The 22,433-nt window shown below is 29.4% G+C and carries 17 protein-coding genes; 3 read left to right on the top strand and 14 right to left on the bottom strand.

Going from position 1 to position 22,433, the window contains the following annotated elements:
• Window positions 1–109: 109 nt before the first annotated feature.
• Window positions 110–5,125, top strand: a complete 5,016-nt coding sequence (locus tag AC2CGN_RS10185; protein WP_484513665.1) for a sacsin N-terminal ATP-binding-like domain-containing protein — start codon at window positions 110–112, stop codon at window positions 5,123–5,125.
• Window positions 5,126–5,336: 211 nt separating this feature from the next.
• Here AC2CGN_RS10185 and AC2CGN_RS10180 read toward each other — a convergent pair whose 3' ends face one another.
• From AC2CGN_RS10180 to AC2CGN_RS10125, 12 genes are all read right to left on the bottom strand, one after another.
• On the bottom strand, window positions 5,337–5,489 hold the full coding sequence (locus tag AC2CGN_RS10180) for a hypothetical protein (RefSeq protein ID WP_484513663.1): 153 nt from the start codon (window positions 5,487–5,489) through the stop codon (window positions 5,337–5,339).
• A gap of 188 nt (window positions 5,490–5,677) precedes the next feature.
• Window positions 5,678–6,556 carry an S-4TM family putative pore-forming effector gene (locus AC2CGN_RS10175; RefSeq protein ID WP_484513661.1) on the bottom strand — a complete coding sequence of 293 codons (879 nt, stop codon included), beginning with the start codon at window positions 6,554–6,556 and terminating at the stop codon, window positions 5,678–5,680.
• The gene (locus AC2CGN_RS10170; RefSeq protein WP_484513659.1) at window positions 6,549–7,550 is read right to left on the bottom strand and encodes a hypothetical protein; all 1,002 of its coding nucleotides are present in this window, start codon (window positions 7,548–7,550) and stop codon (window positions 6,549–6,551) included. The genes AC2CGN_RS10175 and AC2CGN_RS10170 overlap by 8 nt, the downstream gene beginning before the upstream one ends.
• 930 nt (window positions 7,551–8,480) lie before the next feature.
• Window positions 8,481–9,317 carry a hypothetical protein gene (locus AC2CGN_RS10165; RefSeq protein ID WP_484513657.1) on the bottom strand — a complete coding sequence of 279 codons (837 nt, stop codon included), beginning with the start codon at window positions 9,315–9,317 and terminating at the stop codon, window positions 8,481–8,483.
• Window positions 9,318–9,383: 66 nt separating this feature from the next.
• The gene (locus AC2CGN_RS10160; RefSeq protein ID WP_484513686.1) at window positions 9,384–9,509 is read right to left on the bottom strand and encodes a DUF1413 domain-containing protein; all 126 of its coding nucleotides are present in this window, start codon (window positions 9,507–9,509) and stop codon (window positions 9,384–9,386) included.
• A gap of 279 nt (window positions 9,510–9,788) precedes the next feature.
• Window positions 9,789–10,727 (bottom strand): hypothetical protein, encoded by a 939-nt coding sequence (locus tag AC2CGN_RS10155; RefSeq protein ID WP_484513655.1) that lies wholly within the window; start codon window positions 10,725–10,727, stop codon window positions 9,789–9,791.
• Between the two features lie 212 nt (window positions 10,728–10,939).
• Complete coding sequence (locus AC2CGN_RS10150; protein WP_484513654.1) at window positions 10,940–11,902, bottom strand: FRG domain-containing protein; 963 nt, start codon at window positions 11,900–11,902, stop codon at window positions 10,940–10,942.
• Between the two features lie 965 nt (window positions 11,903–12,867).
• The gene (locus AC2CGN_RS10145; RefSeq protein ID WP_484513652.1) at window positions 12,868–13,599 is read right to left on the bottom strand and encodes a hypothetical protein; all 732 of its coding nucleotides are present in this window, start codon (window positions 13,597–13,599) and stop codon (window positions 12,868–12,870) included.
• Complete coding sequence (locus AC2CGN_RS10140) at window positions 13,592–15,262, bottom strand: site-specific integrase (RefSeq protein WP_484513651.1); 1,671 nt, start codon at window positions 15,260–15,262, stop codon at window positions 13,592–13,594. Before AC2CGN_RS10140 ends, AC2CGN_RS10145 begins: the two co-directional genes overlap by 8 nt.
• Window positions 15,263–15,267: 5 nt before the next feature.
• Window positions 15,268–17,943, bottom strand: a complete 2,676-nt coding sequence (locus AC2CGN_RS10135) for a hypothetical protein (RefSeq protein ID WP_484513649.1) — start codon at window positions 17,941–17,943, stop codon at window positions 15,268–15,270.
• 3 nt (window positions 17,944–17,946) lie between these two features.
• Window positions 17,947–19,212: a hypothetical protein gene (locus tag AC2CGN_RS10130; protein WP_484513647.1), complete on the bottom strand. Its 1,266-nt coding sequence runs from the start codon at window positions 19,210–19,212 to the stop codon at window positions 17,947–17,949.
• 84 nt (window positions 19,213–19,296) lie between these two features.
• Window positions 19,297–19,986 (bottom strand): ATPase, T2SS/T4P/T4SS family, encoded by a 690-nt coding sequence (locus tag AC2CGN_RS10125; protein WP_484513645.1) that lies wholly within the window; start codon window positions 19,984–19,986, stop codon window positions 19,297–19,299.
• Between the two features lie 299 nt (window positions 19,987–20,285).
• Between AC2CGN_RS10125 and AC2CGN_RS10120 the strand changes: the two genes are divergently transcribed.
• Window positions 20,286–21,023, top strand: a complete 738-nt coding sequence (locus AC2CGN_RS10120) for a helix-turn-helix transcriptional regulator (protein ID WP_429982407.1) — start codon at window positions 20,286–20,288, stop codon at window positions 21,021–21,023.
• A gap of 117 nt (window positions 21,024–21,140) precedes the next feature.
• A complete protein-coding gene (locus AC2CGN_RS10115) occupies window positions 21,141–21,383 on the top strand; it encodes a DUF2626 family protein (protein ID WP_024361272.1) in 243 nt (80 codons plus the stop codon).
• A 110-nt stretch (window positions 21,384–21,493) separates the two neighbouring features.
• Here AC2CGN_RS10115 and yidC read toward each other — a convergent pair whose 3' ends face one another.
• Entirely contained in the window at window positions 21,494–22,144 is a 651-nt protein-coding gene (yidC, locus tag AC2CGN_RS10110) for a membrane protein insertase YidC (protein ID WP_484513642.1), read from the bottom strand.
• Between the two features lie 30 nt (window positions 22,145–22,174).
• Complete coding sequence (locus AC2CGN_RS10105; RefSeq protein ID WP_286927262.1) at window positions 22,175–22,411, bottom strand: hypothetical protein; 237 nt, start codon at window positions 22,409–22,411, stop codon at window positions 22,175–22,177.
• Window positions 22,412–22,433 lie beyond the last annotated feature (22 nt).

Genomic DNA, 22,433 nt, shown 5'->3' with positions numbered 1-22,433 from the left:
TATATATTAGGTTATTATTACTTTATAAATGCGTTAATCTAACATAATACGACATCATATATAATACATTTAAAATATCTTAAAGGATAGAAGTGAAAGGCTGATAAAAATGAATCTAAAAACAGATATTGAGCAAATCTTTTCAAACAACACTAATTATACAAATCCTAGTCAAGCAGTTAATCAAGCGAGTTCTCTTAATGCACTCTCTGGAGACTTGTATACAGATTCTAAGAGGTTTATTTATGAACTTTTACAAAATGCAGATGACTCTTCTCAAAAAGGAGAGCCAATTAAAGTATGGATAAAAATTTTTGACGAAATTTTAGTTATCGCTCACTCAGGAAAACCCTTTACTTCTCGTGACCTTCAAGGAATATGCAACGTTAACAATGGCACAAAAAAATCAGACTTCACAAAAACAGGTTATAAAGGTATTGGCTTTAAATCGGTGTTTGGACAATCGGATAAAGTTACAATTTATACAAAAGATGAATATTTCAGATTTGATTCTTCCTATCCTTTTGAATGGAAATGGTTAGATTCAAAGGAAGTTTGGGAAAAGAATAATGATAGAGCATTCCAGTTCCCTTGGCAAATAATCCCTATATATACAGAGCGTGAAGAAATACCAATCCCTATCAATCAGTTCCTGAAACAAATCAATGCAAATGTTGCTACAATAATTCATATGACTAATGTAACTGAAACGATTCAAGCGACACATAATCTATCTCAGAATTTAAATATGTTTTTATTCTTAAAAAATATCTCTGAAATTAATTTTGATTTAACAGAGTTAGTTACTATTGAAATTAATCGTAGTGGAAATGATAGAATCACTTTAAAAAAGGGAAACAATTCAGAAACTGAATGGCTGATTAATACCGTCAATTTATCAATTCCTACTGAATTAAAGGCTGTCTTACAAGAGGAACGCAATATCCCTGAGAAACTTTTAAACGCTAATACTATAGAAATGTCATTGGCAGCTAAATTAGATAGTGAAGGTATTACGAAACTTTCTCGTCAAGAAAAACTTCTATATTCTTATTTACCAACTGAAGAATCAAAATACCCCTTCCCTGTTCTTGTTAATACAAGTTTTTTAACTAGTTCAAATCGAGAGTCACTTCATGTTGATTCTAAATGGAATCAATGGATTTTTAAAATGATTGCCATGGAAATTTTCAAGTGGATTTCAAAATTAGTAACTAGCGAGTTTCAGTTCCAAGCTTATAAATTAATACCTGACGAAATACACTCAAATGCATTAGCAAACGCATTTAACGAAGGAAGAAAAGATGCTCTTAATACCATCCCCTTTGTGGTTTCAAAAGAAGGAGAATTAATTAAAATTTCTGAAACAATAGTAGATTTTTCATTATTGTCTGAAAAAACATTTATAGGTGCAGATTCTATTAAAAACTTTGTTATTCAAAATAAAGTAAAAGAAAACGGAGCTTTAAAAAAATTCGCTAAAAGCACTAGCAACTTTACTAAATTTAGAGAACTTGGTTGCTCATATTTTGAATGGGAAGATTTAAACTCTTTTCTAACTTCGAAACATTTTTTAAAATCACATACAATCACACTTAATATTGAACTTATAAAATATTTTAAAGAGTTATGTGAATCAGAAGAGATTTCAATTAATTTCATTAGAAATCTCCCATTTATTTGGGATCATAAGAATGTTTTAAATTATCCTCCTCATGTTTGTTTCCCAACAGTTGAAGATGAAAATTGGAACAACCCAAGTAATCAATTATCATTTTTACATCAAGATTTACAAATTTGGTTGATTGAAAATCCAGAGATAAGACATTGGCTTGAGAGTATTGGAGTTAAGGAAAAGACTGATATCACATTTATATACCAGACTATTATTCCTAAAATCGATACTTACATATCATCTGAAAACGCATTGCAGGCAATTAAAGATTTATTTAGTTTATACAAAAAAGAAACTCTTAAAGAAGATTTGTTAAAAAAATTATCTAAATTAAAACTCCTTACTCAAAAAGGATCCTTAATTCCAGCGAATGAGTGTTTTCTATCAAACTATTTTAAACCCAGATTACAAATCGAAAAAATAATAGACAATGATATTTTTGTAAATGAATCCTACTGTACAAATATTTTAGAGAAAGACGAATGGAAACGTTTTCTAAAATTATTAGGAGTTCAAGAAGGAATATCAACTGAAAATTATTCACAGAGACATGAAAAATTTCATTTTATTAATAATGGATTTAAAAATGCATATTTTGAAAGTGAAGACCAAAAATTCTCTCCTTATGTTAATACTTTTAGATCCGAAGCTTTTAGGAATTTAACAACTCTGAACTACATCCAATATACAGAAAACAATCCTGAGTTTGCTTCTAAATTTTGGTGCGATTATATAGAAAACTACTCTCCAGATAAAGTCAAAGCTCTAGCAACTGCTTATTGGGGAAGGCGTGGAATGGAGGGGCAGAATACAGGAAGTACGGTCGAAAACTATGTTTCATGGTTTATTAAAAATATTAAATGTATCCCCACTCTCTCTAGAGAATGTAAAACTTCATCTACTGTATTACTTAATACAGTAGATATAAAATCGATTTCAGGAAAATATTTGCCTGTGTTTAACGGTCCCGAATTATCTCCTGATTGGAAATCTTTTTTTAATTTCCGAACAACACTTGAATTACAAGACTACCTAACATTACTTAGTGGAATCTATTTAGATGTCATGGAAGACAGAAATATAGAAGATGATAATTTAAAAAGAGTTCAAGATATATATACAGCATTGTTAAATCAGTGCGCAAATTGGAGTAATGAAGAAATATTAATAGTTGAAGAATGGACCAATACTGGGCTTCTATTAAATACTAAAAATCAATTTACTGAATGCTCGAATTTAAAATACTTTTTAGATGGTAACGAATCAATTTTTCAAGATCAATATAGTTTTATTAAGCTGAATACTATAAATAAAAACCATCCAGACCTTGAAAAACTATTAACTCACTTTAAAGTAAAATTATTAAGGCAAAGTGAATTTGAATTAATTCATAATCAAGTAGAAGAATGTTCAATTTTAAAAAATAAATTAAATATTATTATTCCTTATTTTAAAATTTGGATTGAAAATGAAGAGAATGATGCCACGACAATAAAGAATTTAGAGAACTTACAAGTTAAAATTGAAGCTTTGCAAATATATCAAGCTGAAGATCTCAAGATTACATACAAGGGAATTGAATTTATTAAAAGTGTAAATATTCATTTTAACGAAAACAATTTATTTGTAACCAATCCGTGGGATTCAAACAGTGTTTTATTAAAACTATCAGAAGTTCTATGTCGTTATTTTGAGTTAGTTGGACACGATAAAAAGCTAGATTTTTTACTTAGATCTAATGATATCGAGATTCAAAATTATTTTGAAAATGAAGAACTTAGTATACCTCAGGAACTCTTAGAACTCAGACATACATTTGAAACAGAAGTACAAAATATAAAATCTTTTGCAGATATTAAAAATGCTATTGATGAAAAAAATATATCTCCAGAATTCTTTCACTTATCAACAAGTGATTACAATCTATTGAAGTACATTGAACCACTAATTTCAAGAGCAGTAACCAATGTTATTGAATATCTCAATAAACTACCAGCATATGACTGTTCAAATTACTATATGATTGCTGATAGTATCATCGGTGGTATCGTTAAAAACGGAAATCAAATCACTATTGTTGCGAGACCATCAGATAATAATCAAGTATTAATATATTATACTTCTGAGTTCGACGTACTTGAATATGTAGATGCTGAATTATGGTGTGAAGATGGCGTTAATACACCTATACAAATAACTTTCGGACACCTTTTAAAAGAAACAGAAATTAATAGAATTCCTATACGGAACATTAATATTGAGAAAACAGAGTTAGAATCGTTGATTAATGAACCCAAATCTGAAATATTAGAATTTAATGCAATACCATATGTTCCACAAAAAATTGCAAAAATTATTTCTTCTTTTGCTAACACCAATGGAGGAACATTAATTTTCGGCCTTAAAGAAAGCTCCCCCAAAATAAATGAAATTGTAGGACTTAGCCATGATTTTAAGGTTGTTGAAATTACCAAAAAAGCAATTTCTTTACTTTCACCAATCCCAGAGATTTCTTATGACTGGTTTAAAAAAGATGATAAATCCATTTTTAAAATCAAAATAAAAAAAGCAGAAAATAATATATTATTTGAGGACAAAAAGTATATCAGAGAAGGAATTAATAGTTTCTTCGAAGAAGACTTATCAGAGTATAAACCTATATTAAATAATCCCCAATTTAAAAAAACTATAGCAATTATTATTGCACTAGAAACATATGCACCTAGACAAGATAATCAAATACGAGAAGTAAAATACGCGAATAATGATGCGTGTAGATTTAAAGAATTGTTAATTAAATCAATGAACGTAGATGAAAATGACATTTACATGATTAGAAATGAAGAAGCTTTAAAAAGTACTCTAGAATATGAATTTAAAAATTTATTTTATTCTCTAACAGAAAAAGATCGCTTAATTTTTTATTATGTAGGACATGGTTTTCATGATGGCGTTACAAATTACCTATCAACATACGATATGCACCAGTATAATATTGCGGCTACTGCAGTTTCGTTACGTAAAATTCTACTTGATCCATTACGTGAGTCTAAATGCAATAATGCACTTATTTTTATAGATGCTTGTGCGCAAACTTTCCAAGATGACAATATGCGTAGTCAGATTAACAATATTAATGACGAAGAATTAATATTACTTACAAATGAATTCCCTAACTATTCAATTTTCCTTTCTTGTCATCCAGGACAAAAATCTTATTCAAGCGATATATTGAAAAATGGAATTTGGACTCACCATTTAGTTACAGCAATCAGTGGCGCTGTAGGTGAAGTAATACACAGCAATAAATATATTACTGACAGATTATTAACGGACTATCTTTCTAGTAAAGTATCTGCATACACAAAAGAAGAACTTGGATATATTCAACATCCTAAAGCAATTTTAGACTCAAGCTATGAAAATATTATTATAAAAATTAAAAACTAATAATTAATTCTAACAGGGGATATCAAGGTTCAGAACTACGGACTATAAAGTGGACAGTTTAATAAAAAGGGAGTGCCGTACTATGCGGTAATCAGATGACTTCGCTTTGCGGCCGGAGTCATCTTTTTTAACGTCCATTGTTTTTACGATAATCTATTCAAATGACTAAAAAATGATTCTATTGGGGCATTATCTAGGCAATTCCACTGCACTAAGCAATTTCATTAATATTCCTTATTTTTTCCATTGCTGTTCTCACAATTACTTTTTTAGTTTTTTCGGACTCTAGTTCTTGAACCGCAGCCTCCAGTAACTCCACCGCGTCTTCTTTATCTAAAGTAGAAATAGATGGATCTGCAAACAAAGCTTGAGTGTACTCTTGTGCAATGTCTTTTACTGCCTGACATCAGCTTCATTGTAAACTTGATTAGCAGTAATTGTGGCTTGTCCTTCAGCATACAACTATATTTTAACCCCGTCCTAAATTTAGAACGGGGTTATGCTAAATAACTTTATTGTCTTTTTACACAATAAACGGAGGATTTTTGTTTATTATTTATCGCTATGTGCTTCATTTGTCTCTTTTGCTATTTTGTCATACAGATTTCTCTTCAACCAGTAAATTTTATCAGATATCATATTCACGTTAGAACGTGCTAAAAAAATAATATCTTGGTAACCCCTGATGTTATTTACTATGCCGTCATCAGTTTTTGAATAATTTTCAATATCTGCTGTAACTTTCGATAAAATTTTTTCTAATGATTCATGTCGCTGCTTATGCCCGATTGCTGTCTCATATAAGTGCAGAATCAAAGGAAAGGATGGAACTAAAAAAGAAATAATCAATGTTTGAGTAGGTAATTCCATAAAGAAGCAAATACCGAATATAATTCCAATATACAAACCAAGAATAATGTATAATATCCATTTATAAAGCTTCCTTAGTTCTATATCCCAAATAATACTTGTTTTTTGAGCCAATAAAACATTAAAAAAATGATCAGAACTTTTTAAGCCAGGGTACCAATCTTTAAGATTTCCCTCTTTTTCCTGTGACTTTTCATTCAACTTTCTTATCCGTTCAATAGGAATCTTCTCACCGACTAAAAGGTTATTCCAAGAAATGTTGAATAAATCCACATCAAATTTTTCCTGGATTTTTGCTGCATCTTTCACCATTCTTTTTTCAATTTCTATAAAGAAAACCCTGTTAAGAACCAGCCAAATTGCAGCTACGAAAGCTAATACTTCCTTAAAATTAGGAAAATAGTTTAAACTTAAAATACCTACAATAGGAAGCATTACTGTTATACAGACTCTAAAAGATCTTAAAATCTTAGCTCTGCCATACAGATACCGCATGGCCGCCAAAAGACGCAATGATTCAGGTTCATTTTGTTTTACATTAATAGGAATAATTTTATTCATAGTCAGGGAACTCACTTCCAAAAACTTTTTTCCATTCGTCATGGGCTGCTTTATGGTCACCTTTAGCCACGAAATCAATAGCATTTTGTGCATATGAACAAGCTTTTGTAGCTGCTTCAGAGAATTTTTGTCTGGTTTCAAAAGGAAGTGTATTTAAATCCCCTTGTATTTCTTTGGGATCATAACAACTAGAATAGATGCTATTGCTTAAATAATAGAAAACATCTCTTAAAGTAAACTGGTCAGTTACAGATACCTCGTTAGAATCAAAGTAATTTAAAACTAAATTTTCTATAAGGTAAGAGCCAATGCCCGGAACAATCGGTCTTTTTTGCCAATACTTTATAAGCCTTATGATCCTTAATACTTTCCCGTCCCTCTTTTGATTTATCTCAGTTGCTCTTTTAGCATCTACTCGCGGATCAGTTTTTTTCCATTTACCATTACCATCGGGAATCAGATAAAATGTCTTTTGAAGGCTATCTGGAGCTGTTATAAAAGCCGGAACTATATCAAAATTCCAATCATAGCTAGTTAGTTTAAGCGTTATAGCTTCTTGATTACGTTTAATATCTGCAGCAGAATACTGTGGGACATTTTGTAAAGAGCTTTTTAACTTATTTAAAAGCTTAATCGAGTTTAAGGTATAGTCATCATTTGTCAAACGCCTTAAATTGGTTGCCTTCTCAGGAACGGAAATAGTAATTTCATCGTTATTAAAAGTTGTGTTATAAGTACTTCCGTTTCCTGTAAATACTATAATAAAATCAATGTCATCCAACGGGCGAATTTTTGTCTTTCTTGCGAATGACCCCATTTGCACGTTGTTTTCTTTGGTGTAAATTTCCGGAAAGTTTTCATCGTTATTTTCGAATTTTTCAATTTTTTCAACCAACCAATTTCGACTACTTCTTGCTGTTCCCAGCCTAGTCGAATCTAAATCAACACAGTTCTTAGAAAAATCGCTAATAGATGTAAATATGCTTTTCGCCACTGAATTATCTCCCTATTTAAAATAAATTATAACAATGCTCACCCTTTTTCGCTAACTTTTACCATCATATTACATTTCCAATATAAAAATATAATCATATCAAGTCAGATTCTAAGATTATTAATCTTTTCCGAGAAGTTATATTCTAATTATTTTTAACCTAAAGGTGACATTAATAAGAGAGACCCTTTAAAAAGGATAGGCTTCCTAGCTATTCTTGTCCCCAATTGATATGTAATGAACTCTAGTTCTTTAAAAGTTTTATCTTCATCTTCAATACCTTATAATAGGTGGTAAAATCGAAAATTGATGTACAACTTCCAAATTCGTTCCAAACTCATTTTTTTCAAAATAATCGATTAATAAATATGCATATAAATTGAAAAGACTGTCTATTAAAGTTCTTACATCTTCTTCAGTTATCTCTCTTGTAAATTGGGTATGAGTACACTTCGAACCCATTTTATTAATAGCTTTTATCGCATTTAATAGTAGGGGATTATTTTTTTCTTTAATTCTTGATATAATTCTTTCATTACCTAATGTAACTTTGGCTTTTTAGGAAGGCTTAATATTCTTCTCACCATGACTTCTGCATATTGTCTGCGATTTCCCCTCCTTGAAGCACCTTCAAGATAAAAAGCATCATTTATTAAATCATTGACTAGTGCCTCGTAAGTTCATTATTAAATCTAGTCATTATAGTTGCTCCTTTCTAAGTTTCCATGATGTAAATAGTTAACAGTAAAAGACTGCCCTACAAATCTCAAATTTTCCAAACCCATTGGCATACATATATCCTATAAACTATCCTTGTCACTAATAGATTAGTCAAATGCTGTTCCACTTCGTCTTCCGGAATAGGTTCTGAACCATAAAATATATTATTGGATACAATTCTTACCTTTTGTATCTGAAATTGCCCCCACACTATTCCTTTTTTAAAGCTGGTAAAACCATCTCCAAATACTCATGCCAATAATCATTATCGCCTTCCATGTCATGAAGCCAATAGTACATTAACAGTATTTCAAATTCCTGCTTCCTTCCTTTAGTAAAGGATTTTTTCGGCATCTTTCTATACAGAGAATCCAGATTAAAAAGATTACTTTTTTGCTTGTAATCATAATCGTACTTTCTCCAGGTGTTATTACTTTTCTTTCTATGAGTTGTAGGCCAAATGTCTTCATTTTCAAAAAAGCGGTTTATCCAACCATAAGCAAATGCAAGAAGATTAACCTGATGTTTTGCCCATGTCTTATCAATCCAATCAGTGATTTCTTCTGATATTGAGGGTATTCCGAAATTAAACTTTTGCTCGCTCTCCACTCTGTGATAATCCCTTATTAAAAGAAAAAGCATTTCGGTTTGATCCTTAAGAAATGGTAACTTTTTAATGAGCTGTGAATAGCAATCATATGATGCATTTCTAAATTCACTTTCCGCATTATACAGAAAGAAAAACTCGTTCTCCTTCGTAACTTTCCCAACATGTTTGTGTATTTGTCTCCCATATTCATTGTAAACGCTGACAAGCCACTCCCTAACTTCAGGCCCATACTCCTTAAGTTGTTTACGATACTTCTGTAGCTTTTCACTTTGCAGAATTGTTTTTTCTTCAGCTTCCGTGATATTCAGATAGTTGGTGAAATACTCGAATACATAATCAACACAAATTTTCATATTTTGAGTACGTGCGTCAATATCAAATTCATTAAGCTTATCTTCTTTTTTCCTTCGGGAGATATAATCCTCTATACTTAGCATTCAAGCACCGCCTCTAATATTTGGTTTGGCTATCTATAGTAAGGTTTTCAAGAATTCATTACAGCATTAAATATTAATCTTTTTATACCTCTGCTGATTTGATGAAGTTTTTTCAATTGCTATTAATTGGCCATCCAGCTTATTTACATAGTTAAATAAAGTTCCAAGCAGAAGTCGATCCTTTCTTGGTATTCTGTTCTATACATAGCCATTGAACAAGGAGGCTATTACGATGACAAGATACAATTTTTTTTGATTACTAAGGCTTAATGGCTTTTTCAAGAGGACTATATGGCATCTCATCAATAACTTAAAAAAATAACAGCAAAAGCAGACGACACATTATAGGTGCGATACTAGCACTTCTAAACCGTCTGCTTTTCTACTTCAATCTAAAAATTAAGCTAACTCCAACCAAACAACAGCTTTACAATGCATACTGCCAGTTACTTTTTATTTTTTAGGAGAGTCTTAATGTATTAATTTTAGCTTTAATTTTTTTATTTTTAATTTACAAAATCCCCTTATGCCTCCTTTCCAAGTTTTAACCTTAGGAAATATATGAGCGATTTCATAGAATGATTTTTTGCTGTTTTCATCACATTCAGACCAATACTTAGGATTTATTGCTATGTTATGATCAAACGCCACTGCAATTTTCTCTATATAGGCAATGAATTTTTTTTCATTACTTTTAGATAATTTTTTCAGTCTAGAGCAAAGTCTCTTGCTACTAAAGGAAAACCCTCCCTTTAAGTATGATAATAATATTATTGTCTCGTTATTTACAGGGAAAATATTCATCGAAATATTTCTTCCCATTCCAAGATTTCCTGACCAACAAGTGATGAATTCACATTTTCTATTTAATCTAATAATTTCTGTTTCCACCCCACTCCAATTTTTTTCCTCTATCAATTTTTTGTAGTTCTCAAATATTTTTCCACTTATTTGCAGGTGTCCTTTTGCAACTATGTTTAATTTGTCATCAACAATTTCATTAAACTCTGGATTATCTTTTAATAAATGTTCTGAATATGAAAATACAAATGCTCTAAATGAAAATTGAAATACCTGCTTCTTATTTTTTTCGTCGAATTTGTTTCCGTTTTCAATTTCATCAAACAAATAGTTGTCGTGCTTCTGGCAAAACATACGAAATTTATTAGCATTTCTGATGTTTCTTTTTTCTAATTTCCCACCACTTTTCGAATAACTTCTATTTTCAAAATCAAAAACCAAAACTTGATTATTACTCGAAATTCTGCTTAAATAGTTTCCTTTTGGGATTAAATGATTTTCTGCAGTATTATGCTTTTTACTTTTTTCACACTCAAATATTAAACCTTCACACAAACACTTGTTATTATTTCTAATGTTTTTAACTTTAGCGTAATTATCCTTCGCCACAAATTCATCTCATTTCATCCTTATTTTTCACCTTCTAACCTACATATACGAAAAAAATAAACTCTTAACTAACAAACTCCCTACTGATTTTACATTTTTAATTCCATGTTGCAAACAACTTCAACATGCAATAAGTGCTGAGCGTGGACAAATATAAAAAGATGTACCTTCACTTTAAAATACATTAAATTATACTTGAAAATTTCCATTAACTAAAAAATAGTAGGTGAAGGTATTCCTTTATACTTCAGTTTTAATCGTTTTATTTCATCTACAAATGCACTTGAAGCTTTACCTCTTATATCTTTTGAGAGAAAATCTAAATTTGAATCACCATAAATAGAATTATCATCTATACCTAAAGTGTCTAAAATCATATTTAATTCTTTATATACTCCATAAGGTATAAAAATTTTATGTATCAATTCTTGTGCTACTGGTTGTAAATCAATCGGCCATACCATTCTTCCATGAATCGTAAAATTACCTGATTGCCTACATATACGTCTATCAATAGCTGAACTTGTAACGCAACAAGGTAACATTCTATTCTCTTCATATTTTTCCAATAAATGTTCGTGTTTCAAAATATCTAAGGGATAATCTATAGGTTCCCCCGTTTCTTTATTTATAAATTCAGAAAATATGCTATTTATTTTTCCAGGATTAATCACAAAAATTGCAGCCCCTAAATCACTAAAATGATTCTGTTTAAAATTTTCTATTGAATTCTCTATTGAGTTACTCTCTATTAATTCTTCCCTCGGCTTAGAAAAATGTAATGCTACCAATGGATCTGTGCTCCAGTCTAAAAACAAAGTAGGTAAACCATAATGCTGTGCCAAAGCCATCCATTCGAGATTATTCTTAGGAGTAATCCTTAATTCCTTTTGCGCCAATTCTTTAAACTCTTCTAACATTTTATTTGGATTTGAGTACAAAACTCTGGTTCCTCTAGTATGAAAGTTATTTTCTAAAGGTCTAGGTTCAAAATGTTCACCAAATTGATTAGCTACCTCCCAACCATTTCTAATAGCACTAGGTAATAATCTATAAGATGCATTCGCTTGTCCTCGAAACCAAACTGTATCCTCTTGTTCCCGAATTGACTTTATAGCAACCATAAAATCATCAAAATCTCTTACAATGTAATTATTAAATGAACTATTGCTCATTAAATTTATCCCCCTCAAATTACTTTACAGATAATTTTTGTATTTATTTTAATTTTTCACTCAACAAATTCAACCCACCACTTTATGCCTTATCTAAAAGCGTTCCTTTGATTTTTTCACTTGTCTCTATATATAATTTTCTCATAAAATTTGTCATCACTATTTTTGCATACTTATCTTGTATATAACTACCTAATGGCTTTAATTCTTTACTTTCATAGTACTCTTTTCTTCCAGATTATATCTAACTCTCAATTGAAGATTCTTTTTCGGAAATCAGAACCATTAATACCAAAAAATGTAGTATTAGTTAAAGTTTAACACCGACAGAGATTACAGAGATATCCTGTAATCTCTTCTTTTTTACCTTCTTATTTGAATCTACTCATAAATAATTATTCCCCAAGTTCCCCTTTACTTATCCTTCAATAAACCTAATGCTTTTTGTTAAACCCCATACAAAAAAAAGCTGCCCTAAGAAAACTCTTACCTTCAAACTACTTTAGCTCGCTTCATTCATAAAGCAGAAGGCCATATTAGAGGTCCATTATGATACTTCTAAACTGTCTGCTTTTTATGTTTAAACAAATATTAAATTAAATATTCCTAGGACACACCCTAATAAAGCTTTATGTGAAAAAGCATGCTTAAATTTAGTTTAGTCATCTAATTTAATCCACTCATAGGCATTTACAATGTGCAGAATATATGCGCATGTGGGTGCTGATCGGTTTAATCAAAATGATTAGTCTACTTAGAACCAAACATTTTATTATCTGATTTCCGAATAAAATCATTTAAATAAAAAGGCCTCTTTTATTAATTATATCTAAATATTCTAAATATGGATGGCAGGTGTCGCTATCTTTTTACCATCACCATATAAAATTTAAATCATAGAGTCACTTAGTAATAAACATAAAATACAGATTGAGCCTTATACATTTGCTTTAAATTATCTATTTTTATATTTCATCTTGTAGTAATTTTTTTATCCTAGATTCTTCAAATTTTACTACCTTTTCATTTTCAACTGTCAATTTGTTAAAAAATTCATTTAAGTATAACTCAAAAAATTTTGTTATCTCTACTTCTTCATCAAACAATTTATTAAAAGAAAATTGAAGAACAGGACTTTCTTTAAAATTAGTACTTTTAGTTATATTAAATAGTGAATCATTAGAAATATGGCTAGCTAAAGTCCATGAAAAAATGATTTTCTGATATTCAATCAATTTTTCTTTAAGTGATTCAATTTCATTTCTCAATTTTAACTTATCTTCTTCTATTCGGGAAATTTTCCTATTCAATACAATGACTTTTTCAGCTTGTTTTTCATTTATTTTCAAAGAACTAATTAATTGTTTTTTTATTTTCTTATCAATATTTATCAATAGTTTATCAACTATTTGCTCTGTATTTACTATCTTGCTTAGCTGATCATTTGTATTTTTTATAGAATTTACATATAGATGATTCGCTTTAACAATAGCTTCAGTTCCTTGCCTCCCAGGTTTTCTCCAAAAATCTTCACTATATTTATTCTTTATAGTTCCATTTTCAAAAAGTTCGATTGCGTATCTGTAAATTTCCAATGGTTTAAGTAATCCTGGGGAATACTCACTGGTAAAATTGTATAATATCATATTAATCTCTTCAAATGGATACACTTTGATCTTTCTTCCTCTTTTACTCATCTATGATACCCCCTTTTGTTTTAAGTTTGTTTAAGTCAATAAACTTCGAAATTGTTGAATCAAATTTTCTTGCCATATTGTTTAACTTTATTTTCTCGTTTCTTATTGATAAGTCAAAATTGGTATTATTAACACCTAAATTTGAATAAATCTCAGAATAAAGTTTTTCAAATGATGAAATAATTTCCAAAGCTTCATCTCTTTTTTGATTTATTTTCTCTTCTAACAATCCCTTCTTTAATTCAAATTCTTCAACTGTAATTCTCCAATATTCACAAACCCAACATTCTTCAACTCTACAATTCATTTCAGGATCAGTACAATATCCATAATCTAATTGTGTTTTGTGATCAGTCCTCACTGGCTTTAATACAAATTCATTTATAAAATTGAAGTCTATAGATTTTTTTGATTCAACAATTTTGTTATTAGAGAATAGAGCAATAACCTCTAAATCAAGAAAATTATTAAGATGACTAAAATAGTGTTCCTGTGACCTTAGTGATGAATGCCCACCAATTCTTGCAACTTCTACTGGATGGTAGCCCTGTCTTTTTAAATTAATAAAAGCAAGATGCCTAGTATCATTAGGTAGCAATTGCCTTTCAATAGAGAAATTTTCTGAACTATCTCTATTTAATCTAAAATTATATTTTCCATATACTATTTCTTCGTAAAATAATGCTAGTAAATTATTTAGTCTATTTAAATTAAAGTCAAATCTCTTAATATTAAAAATACGTGATTTGGTAGCTTTTAAAATTGATTTAAAACATATAAAAGTATTAGACTTATTCGTTTCTTTTGTTAATTTTAGATATTGCTTCATTTCTAAATATAACTCTTTTGGAATTGAAATTTCTGATAGTGGGTCAAATTCTCTAACATTTTGGTTTGCTTTTACCCTAATAATCTTTAAATAATAAATTTCACCTTTAGAATATATACAATCTTTTCTTAACTTCGCAAATTCAGATGTTCGCATAGGAATAATTATAGTTAACCTCCACCAAAAATATATTGGAAGCCATTTCTTTAATGTTATTAAATCCAAATCTTGTTTAAAATAATCATTAATTACATTATCAAAAATTAAAATATCTTTAGTTTTAGGGAGTTTTCTAACTCCATGGCTATTGTTATATGTTTTAGAAAAATGATTAATGAGAGAATAAACCTCGGTTGAATCCCCTTGGAAATAATCCCAAAAGTAATCCATTAAGTTTCCAACGGAATTACAAATCTCATTTTTAGAAGATATAGATAAGTTATTAAATTTAACTTGTAAATTTTCTAATTTAAACTCTGTGAACTTATTAGTTAATTTTGCAAATTTAATCAACCCATTAAAGTAAGAAATAATTGTAGTAGAAGAAAAACTACCCATTAAACTTGATACCCAACATTTTAATATTATTTTATTTTTTTTATCAAAATTAACATTCAATTCTATTTCATTAAATAGCTTTTCAAATTTAATTTTTCTATTATTATCTCTTAAATATTGATCTAAATGCCAAATATCATCTTCAAATTGGAACAAAGGAACATCATAATTATTCTGATATTCATCTAAAATTTCCTTAGCTTGCTCAATTGAATTCATTTCATCAAAATGATATTCATTAAACTCATCAAGTTCACTTCTTAATATGCTTATCATTTTATTTACTCCTTATATGTTAATGGATCAGGTAACTTAATTAACTCCTTTGCATATTCTTCAAATGATTGTTCCAATAACAATTCAATAAGTTCCTTTCCATATGTTTTTGAACCTTGAATGATTTTATCCAAATCCAGGAGTATTAAATTATAAATTTTCTTTAATTCTCCTATTTGATATTCTGAATTTATTAGTGCATTTTTATAATTTAAGATATTCCTTCCCATTCGATTAATAATAGTAACAAGTTCGTACCAATTAGGTATAGCAAAAGGGCATTTATTGCAATCATAATTAATATTTAAACAATGATTGAAAAGACATTGATAGTTGTGGTCTTTAATAAATGCTAAACCCAGTGAAAGTTGTTTAAGTTTTTCATCAATTTGCTCTCTATTCAAAGAATCAATATAATTTTTAGACTCTCTTCGTTGCTGCTGTATAAATGTGATCTTATTTAATAATAATTCGATTTGAGATACTCCTCCAAATAACTCTTTAACATGGTAAATAAACTGAATTTTTTCATCTTCATTACATTCTTTATTTGAATTTTTATTTTTGTTATACAACTCTGTATAAACGTAACCAAAAGAACCAATTTCAAACAATTGATTAACAACCATATCAAAATGCTTTTGAGGAATAGATATATAAAACTTAGTAGTTTCGATAGTAACATGACCTCTTAAATGTCGAGCAACATTTATCAAATCAAGATTACCATTTTTATTTAAAACAGTATTTATTAGGGTAAGAACTGTTTTAGTCATCTTTCTGGATTCAAATAGAAATTTATTATTAGAAAAATCTTTAAAAAAGTACCTATTTATCACTTTATTAGGAAGATTAGCTGCAGTACTAAAAGTAATTAATTTTCCAGTATCTATATTGTTCATACTTGCTATAAATTCACAATAAAGAACACAATAAGAAAATGACAGTGCTAACATTTCAGAACAATAGAAAGGGGATTCTTCTAAATTCTTATTATGTTTATACCATTTCACTTGATACATCTTTACAATATATCGTGCTTGTTTTTTATCAATATTAATACTCTCTAATTGCTCTATTGTATGAACATCAAGATAAGTTAAAACACTTTCATTAGATTTCGGAAAATTAATTACCTCTCTTTTCCTAAAGCCATTATTTAAATGTATTAATATGTATAGCCAATAAGAGGTATAATCTTTATAGACAGAAGATTTTCCTATTAATTGCTCCTTAATAATTTGCAATGCTCGTTCTTTATGGTAATTATAATCTGATATAAAGTGGCATAATTGAATATACTCCTCTAAGTCATATATAGCTTTATCTTTTTCACTTTTTCTAATACTAACTCCTAAATTATCAGTACTGATTATCCTATTTTTTCTTTCAATTAATACTTCATTGAATTCCCCTATAAATCTGAATATCACATCTCTATAATTTCTATAAATTTTTTCGTTAAAAATTCTTAATCTTAATTCTTTTTCTGTAAAGTCAAATAACTCTCTAGAATCATTAGTAATTTCGTCCATTAAAAGTGTGATTTTTGCGTACATACTAATGTTATTTATTAAAGTCTCATGGGTTGCACTACTTTGCTCAATTAGTCTTAACAAATATTTATGCCAATAAAACATAGTTATTGTATTATTATTTTCAAACTTGTAATCATAAATATCTAAAAAATCATAAAGCAAATTAATATAATCAGTAGAAGTAATTTTTAGTAAATTCGAAATCCTATTCTCTCTCTCTAAATTATTCTTGTGATCAATTACTTTGCTTTTATCATATAAAATGGCTTTATTCTTAAATTCTTTTGTTTTAGCTATAATAGGTATTGCTATTTTTCGGAATTTCGAGATTTTTTCAGGTACTTTTGATCCTAATTCTTTTTCAAAAATTTCTCTTAAATCATCTAAGCTATAAAAGTTTTCCCTAAGATAGCTTAATACTTTTTTTTGCTCTTTCAGTAAAAAATCCATATCTTTATTTCGTATATAATTTTTTTTATATTTACCTCTATACGAATCTATTTTATAAATATGTAATACTATTGAAAAATTTTTTTTAGAATCACTTAGATCTAACTTCACTCTTGCATCTTCAAAACTTACATCGTCAGTTGAGCTTTTAATAATCAAATTATTCACATTATTAAAATCATTTCTATTAATGTACATGTAATTAAATTTAGGATAAATATCAATAATTTCTACATTTTCTTCCTTTAGCTCTTTGAAAAAATTTCCTTCTAAAGCATGGAAATTTTGTTGCTCAAACAACTCTTTAAATTTAATGTATTTATGTTTAAACAATTCGTAATCCCTCTTAGCTATATATTTGTGTGGTTGATTTAAGGGGATATATTGATGTTTAGTTACTTTAATACCTAGTTTATTAAAAAATGCTGCTATGTCTCTAATTTGTTTTGCATATGGTTTTATAGCAAACTCTTCTATTGCAAGTGCCTTTAGGGATATATGTTCTTCAAAAAAAGAATCTAACTCTTTTATATAAACTTTTATATCTTCAACACAATAATATAAAGCATTGTTTTTAATATTTGTTCTTACAACATCTTTTTTAGCCAATTCCTCTAATTTTCGTTTATTTAAAAAATAACCTGCAAATAATTTATTTTCTTTTATATAATTAAAACTTATATATTCTTGCAAATATTATTCCTCCAGCCAATTCTCTTGCGAATTTTTAATAATAGATTCTAGTTCGTTAATAGCTGTTTTTGTTTTTATAATAATGTTATTTTCCTCAATATAGTCATTGGCAGAATCTAAAGATTTGTCACCTCTATATAAAGCAACTTCCGAGGGTAACAACTTTAAATTAAATACAAGAATATTTGTAAAGATACCTCTTCCTATATGTGTAGACCAGGGTTTAGAAATCAGATATTTATAATCACTTATGCTATTATTTAAAACTATTTCTAAAAATTTATCTTTTACATTATTAAACTTTTTTCTATATGTTTGTGCTCTTATTGGTTTTCCGTTTTTAGAAGAAATAATTAAAGCTGCTTGGCTTTTATTTTTAGATATTCGTTTCATATGTTTTTTATACAATCTGTCGACAATCTCAACTCTAAAAATAATTTGTTCTCTCTCAAACTTTACCTGCTCTCCATTCAAGTTAGAATTACCTGAGAATAACTCTTCCCAATTATCGAATATTTCCACTAACAAAGGTGTATATTCGGCATATACTTCTTCTTTAAGACTATCTTTTTTTAAATTTAATACCTCTCCTAACCTTAAGCCCCCATAAAATTGTAAAGCTACTCCAAAAGCTATATCTGGCTCATTTAATTCTGCAACTTGTAAAAATAGATTTACCAAATCTAATTTCCCAGGACCAAAATTATGTAATCTTGTTTTTATAGTTCTGCTTTTAATTCGCTTAGGCTTATTAACACCTAAATCTAATCTATGAAATGGGCTTCTTAATATTTCCATTCTTTTATTATTAATAATTACATTTTTGGTTTTAAATTCAATTTTCTCATTTAATATTTGCATAGAGGATACCCAATAATAAAAATTCATTAATAAGTTTTCAGCAAAGTGAAAATTGCTTCCTTGAATTTCTTTAGATTTAACTCTAGCTGATAATATTTTTAAATATCCGGCACCATGCTCTAATTTAAGTCCTGACAATCCTTCAAATTTCAGATTTACGTATAAAACATCATTTTCTTCAATACGTTTCATAATGAAATTTAAAAATTTTTTCAACTCTTCTGCATACCTTTTTTGACTATTCAAAGAGAGATTCCCATAGTTAATGTCAATAAATATACTTATAAAATGTGGAATAATTAGTCCATTTTTATTAACTGTACATATGAAGGTTGAATACACTTCTTTATAATCTTTAGATGAATAATCAATAATTCTTTCTTGCCTAACAACAAACCTTTTTTGCATATTATTTCCTCCCATATCCCTGTGTAATATATCTCACAATTATAACCCTTAATAATTTAGAAGGTTGCAATTATTATATATAAATCAACATTTATTAAAAATAATTATTCCCCCCATATTATTATATATAACATCAGGTGAGTGGCGTAAAATGGCCTTTAAGCCTGCAGCATATGTAACACCAGCTCGTTCATTTACTTGAATTTGAAGAAGATTCGCTTGATTATTTTCTACAGGATCTTCCAAGGAGATAACATGACGATGTAATTCTGTTGAGCAATAATGAATGAGTGAATATAGCGAAGTTGATTTTCCAGACCCGGTTGCCCCTGTGAAGCATAGGAGCCCTTGTCGATGTTTCACAAGCTCCATTAAGATGTTCGCTGCGAATTTGGAATAACATAAAGAAGTAAGTGGAAAAGCATGGTTTTGTAGAAGAAGTCGGATAATCAGACTTTCTTTTAAAAACACTGAGGGAAGTGTAGATACCCGGAAGGCATATGGATCTTTCTCCATTGATTTCTGAAAGGAGCCGCTTTGGGGTTTGCGACGCTCACTAATATCTAAGGCTGCTAAAAATTTATAAAAGGAAATCATTCGTTCTGCTAGATCGTTCGGTAGCTCACCAGCCTGAAGTAGCTTATCGTATTTCCGAAAATAAAGACGATACCGTTCCATTTCAGGTACTAATAATAAATCTGATGCACCGAAATGATAAGCCCTTAGTAAAAGTTGCTCACATTTTTGTTCGACAACTGTTTCGAAATTCTGCACATTTGCACCTCTCTTCTAGTTCATTCGAATATGACCGCCCTATTCGTTATTTCCTAGTATAGTTACGAATGCGCCACGAGAAAAGCCCTTTTCTCAAAATAAAATTTTGCTGTTAAAACGCCTATCAAATTAGTTTTTTGGTATAAAAATGTGGATAACTTGCAAATTTCCACTAAAAAAGAACATCCCCACATGAAAAAGTTAATATTTATGCCGAAAGGAACTGTATCTTTTTCAATAATACAATATAATAGAATCAACATGATTATTTTACTAACACTTGGTAGACTAAATAATATTTGAAAAATTCAATTGAGGTGAAGCAAATGATCCATCCATTAAAGATTACTAGTACATTAGCCGATGAAACTAGATACTCGATTTATGAGTACATATTGAAAGAGAGAAAAACAGTAACGGTCCAAAATATTGCTGATAAATTCGGCATTCATCCCAACGTTGCACGTCTGCACTTAACAAAACTTTCAGAAATTAATATAATTACTGCTGATTTTGCTAAGACAGGTAAGGGAGGGCGACCTGGCCGTGTATATAAGGCTTCCGAAAAAGGAGTATCATTAACATTCCCAAGGCGTGATGAGGATCGACTATTGAAGTGGGCTATACAATTAATTCAGGAATTTGGTCCATCTGCTTTAACAAAATGTATGGACATCAGCTATCAAGATGGATTCCAGCAGATGAAAAATTATGTAAGTGCTGAGTTAAAATTAAATAATACCCTTTCCTTCGACCAAAAGCTTCAACTATTATCAGACAATGCTGCATTAATTGGCTATATTCCACAAATACAGCAAACAGAGCATGGCAAAAAGGTGATATTCTCCATATTTAATTGTCCGTTCCAGGAACAGCTTACTACCCATTCAGAAATTGTATGTTCTTTACATGAATCCTATTTAAAGGGTCAGTTAGATGCATTATTTTCTAGTAATGAATTTGTACAGATTGAAAGTATGATACATAATTGTGATTTATGTAAATATGAAATAAACGTGACAGAAATAGATCGCTAATTTAAAATTCCATTTGTTTGTCACAAAGAAGGAGAAGTTCCAGTTTACAGACACCTTTCATATCATTTATAATGAGTAAGAGATTATTGTGTCGTGGGCAAAAGGAGGGGAAATTTCATGGATAATATGTATAAAGTTATGGCATTCTGGACAGGTATTTTTGCAGTTATGTTCTACCTTGGTGGTATGAACGAGGTATCGCTATTATTCGTAGGTAATACAGGTTTATTCTTATTATTAGGCTTCTTAAACCTTTCAGAACGTATGTACATGTACATTTTCGGAGCATATTTAACTGTATTCTTCGCTGGCTTCACGTACTATACAACATTTATTCACGTACCTGGTGGCGGTCATTAATACAGAGAAAATCGCGTGTCTCATTTAAAATATGAGGCACGCTTTTTTTGTCTCTATCTCTTTTATGAGCATAATAAAATCCCCCTTTAGAGATGAGGGGGATTAATATTTTATGAAGTTAGTTTAGGTTTGTATTGATTAAACACAATTGTTTGTACAATCATCCAAATAGAGGACACGGTCCAATAGAATGGGATGGCTGACGGCATGAAAAGAGATGAGAATACTATCATAACAGGCATGATCCCTATCATCATTTTCATTTGTGGATTACTATTTTTTGCTAGCTTAAATGATACATACATTTGAATCATCATCGCTAACCCTGCAACAGCTGCCATAAAAATATCTGCAGACCCAAGATTAAACCATAGTAAGCTCTCATGCATAATAGCATTGTTTTTAGAGATGGTTAAATACAAGCCAGTTAAAATCGGAAATTGTATAAGCGCTGTTAGGCATCCCGTTTTCATTCCTGAAAAGTTTTCCATCATTAATCGAGACATTTGCAATTGATACTCTTTACGTTCTTCATCTGTTTTAGCTTGGCTTAACTTTGTTTGGAGCGCTAATAATTGCTCCTTATTTCCTTGGGTAGTTTGCGTGACCACCTGTTGGGATTTAAAAGACTTGAAATTTGGATACATTAAAATTAAACGTGTAAGCACCGTCAGAAGTACGATTGCAAAAACATAGCTCCCTGTAAAATGAAAAAAAGCCTCTAACAAAATTGTCAATGGTTGTGTTAATAATTCAAGCATTAATGATTATCTCCCCTTTTATAATTTTTCTTATAAAAGGGATACTAATTCCTCATCATTATCGGATTTACTGTAAATTACTTTTCTCAGCCATTTATTAAGTGTAATATGAGATAAATATATCTTCGTTTCAAAATTAACATTGACTGTTAAATCAATTGTTACTTCAAAATTCGTATCAAAAACAGAAATTTTATCAAATATAGTATAAATATATACTTTAATAAACGGACTATGTTGAATTAAATAATTAAAATCAGTAAGCAACGATAAAAGTAAAATTAATTCC

The sequence above is a fragment of the Lysinibacillus sp. DFXJR4 genome, from assembly GCF_057196045.1.
The sequence above is the reverse complement of the archived record's forward strand: the minus strand, read 5'-3'. Positions and strand labels throughout refer to the sequence as shown.

Excerpts from the sequence above, each read along its gene's own strand:
- AC2CGN_RS10185 (WP_484513665.1), top strand. The coding sequence starts at position 110 with ATGAATCTAAAAACAGATATTGAGCAAATCTTTTCAAACAACACTAAT.
- AC2CGN_RS10175 (WP_484513661.1), bottom strand. The coding sequence starts at position 6,556 with ATGAATAAAATTATTCCTATTAATGTAAAACAAAATGAACCTGAATCA.
- AC2CGN_RS10165 (WP_484513657.1), bottom strand. The coding sequence starts at position 9,317 with ATGCTAAGTATAGAGGATTATATCTCCCGAAGGAAAAAAGAAGATAAG.
- AC2CGN_RS10150 (WP_484513654.1), bottom strand. The coding sequence starts at position 11,902 with ATGAGCAATAGTTCATTTAATAATTACATTGTAAGAGATTTTGATGAT.
- AC2CGN_RS10145 (WP_484513652.1), bottom strand. The coding sequence starts at position 13,599 with ATGAGTAAAAGAGGAAGAAAGATCAAAGTGTATCCATTTGAAGAGATT.
- AC2CGN_RS10140 (WP_484513651.1), bottom strand. The coding sequence starts at position 15,262 with ATGATAAGCATATTAAGAAGTGAACTTGATGAGTTTAATGAATATCAT.
- AC2CGN_RS10130 (WP_484513647.1), bottom strand. The coding sequence starts at position 19,212 with ATGCAAAAAAGGTTTGTTGTTAGGCAAGAAAGAATTATTGATTATTCA.
- AC2CGN_RS10115 (WP_024361272.1), top strand. The coding sequence starts at position 21,141 with ATGGATAATATGTATAAAGTTATGGCATTCTGGACAGGTATTTTTGCA.
- yidC (WP_484513642.1), bottom strand. The coding sequence starts at position 22,144 with ATGCTTGAATTATTAACACAACCATTGACAATTTTGTTAGAGGCTTTT.